The sequence below is a fragment of the Flavobacterium hercynium genome (genome assembly GCF_002217285.1).
In the GTDB taxonomy this organism is placed as follows: Bacteria; Bacteroidota; Bacteroidia; order Flavobacteriales; family Flavobacteriaceae; genus Flavobacterium; species Flavobacterium hercynium.
In genome coordinates, this window is sequence record NZ_MUGW01000088.1 from 1 (window position 1) to 3,705 (window position 3,705).

Genomic DNA, 3,705 nt, shown 5'->3' on the forward strand with positions numbered 1-3,705 from the left:
AAAAACTTCACGAAATTTGCATCTCAAAATAGAAAACTCAATATGAAAGTAAATTTAAAATCAGGAATTGATAAACTGCTTTTCGGAATGAAGCAAAATGATGTTACAGCTGCTTTAGGAAAGCCTGATAAAAATTATAAAGACGAAGATGATAATGTGATTTTTGTATACAATGAACAAAAAATCAGATTGACGTTCTATCAGGAAGAAGATATGAAATTGGGTTATGTAGTAGCTTCAAGTAATGCTTTAGAGGTTTTTGGATTCAAATTAATCGGAAGAAAAGTTGCTGATGTAAAGAAAGATCTTGCGACAAAAGGAATTACAAAATACAATCAGGAAACGTTTGATACGTTCGAAAACTACTTCAACGAGGACAATTGGTTTATACTTCAAACAGAATTTGATGAAGTGGTAAAATTCGAAATCGGAGCTATAATTAATGACAAAGACGAATTCGATTGGAAATTTCCGGTAAAGAAATAATACTAAAACAAAAAAACCGACAATCACTTGTCGGTTTTTTTATGAGTTTTGGTTTGAAAAGAGCATTACCCTTTTAACCATGCATTTTTAAGTTTTTCTTTTGAAGCATCAGTAGCTTTAAAAGTTTCTGATTCTTCATAAGGTAATTTTACAGTACCTTTTATAGTTTCTTCTTTACCGTCACGTTTGATTTTAAGTGTAATAGGATCGTTTTCTTTCCAGTTTTCACTTTCTGTAATTAAATCATAGATGTTTTCTAAAGAATAAGGTTTATTGTTAACAGAAACTATAACATCGTTTCCTTTAAGTTTTAAATTACTAAAGAATGCGTTCGGCTCGATATCACCACGAACAAGGATTTCTTTTGTTTGTTGGTTTATTGTAACGTACGGAGTTTGTCCTTTAAGGAAAATTGATCCCGCTTTTTTCTCAGATGATTTTGTTACACCTACTTTAGCTAAATAAGTATCGTAAGGAATTGGAGTAGTTCCTGCAACATACGTTTTTAGAAATTCTCCTACTTCTGGATACGTAAATTCAGTGATTTTGGCAAAAAGCTCATTATCGTTAAATGGTTTTTCGATACCATATTCGTTAGCTAATTTATGCATTAGATCCAAAATTCCTCTTTCTCCATTGCTTTTTTCTCTAATAATAATGTCGATACACATTCCAATTAAGGCTCCTTTTTGATATACATTTAAGTATTGATCTTTATAAGGTTGCTCCAATACATTTTTACTCATTACAGTAAACGACATGGTATCGTTTAACCCTTTTGCCTGTTCAATTTTTTCAGCAATACGATTGTAAAAATCAGCTTCGTCAATTAAACCCTGGTTAATTTGAAATAGGTTTGCGAAATATTCTGTAACCCCTTCGTACATCCATAAATGCTCAGACATTTTTGGTGCGTTGTAATCAAAATACTGAATTTCTTTTGAGTGAATTGTCAATGGCGTTACAATATGAAAGAATTCGTGAGAAACAACATCTTTCATTGATTCTACTAATCTTTCTTTTGGCATTGATTCCGGTAACACAACCGTTGTAGCAGTTGGATGTTCTAACGCTCCAAAACCATGTGCGTCATCTTTAGCCATACTTGATAAATACAATAAAACAGTATACTTTTTAGTAGCATCTACTTTTCCTAAAAAGTTTTTCTGCGCTGTCATCATCGTTTTCATTTCAGGCGTAATACTTGCTGCAGTAAATTTTCCTGTTGGAGAATAAACAGCAATTAAAATATCCATTCCGTTTACATTAAACTCAGTGTAATCAGGTTTAGAGTACATGATAGGATTTTCAACCAAAATAGCATAACGTGGTGTAGTAAAAACATCGCTTGTTTTACTTGCATCTTCGTCTGTCATAGAAGTTGCGCCCCAAAGTGTTTCAGGATGCGTGATTGTAACTTTATACGGAATGTTTAGTTTGTCCTGAAAATACCCCACAAAACCGTGCGTATTTACCATAAAGTTTACTCCTGCATTAATATTGGTTCCAGCTGGTGAAAACACATCATCATTACCAAATCCGGTTCCTTTTTCAGTATCAAAAGTATCATTTACTAAGTAGGTAATTTTTTGTAATGTTTTTGCATTAACGATAGACCATGAATTGTCGTCAATTCTTTTCACTGTAAGTGCAGTTCCTTTAGCATCAAAAGCTTTAAAATCTTCAGCATACTTACCATAATTATCAGTAGAGTAGGTACCTGGAACTGTTTTCGGAATGCTGTAAACGATTTCATCTGTTTTAATTTGAGGAGCTGTAACAGTTACCAAAACTTTATCGTCTTTTACGTCAATAAGATTAATGTTAACCTGCACAGTATTGTTTTTGGCAGCTCCTGTAGTAGTACCCGTTTTACAGCTCCAAAGCGCAGTGGCAAGGGCTAGGGTATAAAGTATTTTTTTCATTATTTAGTGTTTAGTTATTTGTATTGGACATACAAATTATAAAAAAGTTACATTAAAATAAAATTAAAAAAAAACTCCCGTAAAAAACAGGAGTTTAACTTTAGTCTAGTTTATTTTTTATATAATATTTTCCATCCAGATCTTCGTCAAAATCATCTATTTTAACGGGTTTTGGTTTTGGCTTATTTGCAATAGCTTTTTTCTTCCACATCTCAAATTTTTCAAGAGGCATTTTCTTCTTCATGATTTCCAGCACTTCTTTTTCTGCCAATCCAAATTCTTTTTTTATAATTTCAAATGGATTTTTTTCTTCCAGGGCTAACGTAACAAGTCTTTCCGTTTGTTCCCAATTCAATTCTTTGCGGTTACTCTTTTTCATCTCGTGAAAATTAATTCAAAATAGAGGTTAATGATTAATAGATTGATTTTCAATTTAAGTATCAATATTAATAAAAAAAATAATTAGTTGGTTCGATCTTGTATGTTTTTTTTCTGATTTTATTTGTTTTTTTCAGTACGTGGTTTTTCGGGCAGATTTTCTAATTTATTTTTAAAATAATGGCTTTAATCTACCGATATACAGGCGTTCGTAATAGTAATCTTTCAAGTAAAAAATACCGGATCCGGAAGGTTATATTGTATTGATATTTTAAGGTAATATGTTTAAAGTAAATGGATTGACTGATTTTATTAAATAAAAAAAGAGAAAATCAAACAAACAGATTTGATTTTCTCTTTTAGGATATGTTAGTGGGTATACAAATAAGCCCATAAAATCAACGGAATTTGCAAGGGTATACGAAGTAGCAAAATCAGTTTTAGCAGCGAAAAACCACCTTTCTTTTTTTGATACATATACACATTGGCGGGGAAGACTGCAATTAGCAATGCTATGATTCCCCATGCTGCCAGACAAGTTGTGGCAGGAATTAGTAAAAGTATCCCTAAGATAATTTCGGCAATTCCGCTTAAACTGTTTAATAATTTTGGATTAGGAAAGAACGGAGGAATGATTCTGATGTACATTCCCGGATTCTTAAAATGATTAATTCCTGCAATTATATACAGAAAAGCCATTAGATACAAATGCCAGGGTAAATTCATGATAAATAAATGTTTCTCACGAATTTAGGAAAAAACTAATGACTTTTGCTTTTACAATAGTCTTTTTTAAGCTTGTGTAAATTATTTCGTTTTACTTTTCAGATTGATATTCATTAAAACGATAGCCAGAATAATCAAAAGTATTCCAATCCATTGTAAAAGAATAACTTCTTCATTAAGTAATATGAAC

At 31.4% G+C, this 3,705-nt stretch carries 4 protein-coding genes; 1 reads left to right on the forward strand and 3 read right to left on the reverse strand.

Annotation, left to right across the window (positions count from 1 at the left end; translation table 11 throughout):
* The first annotated feature begins 42 nt into the window (after nucleotides 1-42).
* Nucleotides 43-486 carry a hypothetical protein gene (locus B0A66_RS22450; RefSeq protein WP_089052074.1) on the forward strand — a complete coding sequence of 148 codons (444 nt, stop codon included), beginning with the start codon at nucleotides 43-45 and terminating at the stop codon, nucleotides 484-486.
* Between the two features lie 65 nt (nucleotides 487-551).
* Here B0A66_RS22450 and B0A66_RS22455 read toward each other — a convergent pair whose 3' ends face one another.
* The 3 genes from B0A66_RS22455 to B0A66_RS22465 form a co-directional block, all read right to left on the reverse strand.
* Entirely contained in the window at nucleotides 552-2,411 is a 1,860-nt protein-coding gene (locus B0A66_RS22455) for a M61 family metallopeptidase (protein WP_089052075.1), read from the reverse strand.
* 100 nt (nucleotides 2,412-2,511) lie between these two features.
* Nucleotides 2,512-2,790, reverse strand: a complete 279-nt coding sequence (locus B0A66_RS22460; RefSeq protein ID WP_089052076.1) for a DUF2805 domain-containing protein — start codon at nucleotides 2,788-2,790, stop codon at nucleotides 2,512-2,514.
* A gap of 368 nt (nucleotides 2,791-3,158) precedes the next feature.
* Nucleotides 3,159-3,515 carry a DoxX family protein gene (locus tag B0A66_RS22465; RefSeq protein WP_089052077.1) on the reverse strand — a complete coding sequence of 119 codons (357 nt, stop codon included), beginning with the start codon at nucleotides 3,513-3,515 and terminating at the stop codon, nucleotides 3,159-3,161.
* Nucleotides 3,516-3,705: the final 190 nt, after the last annotated feature.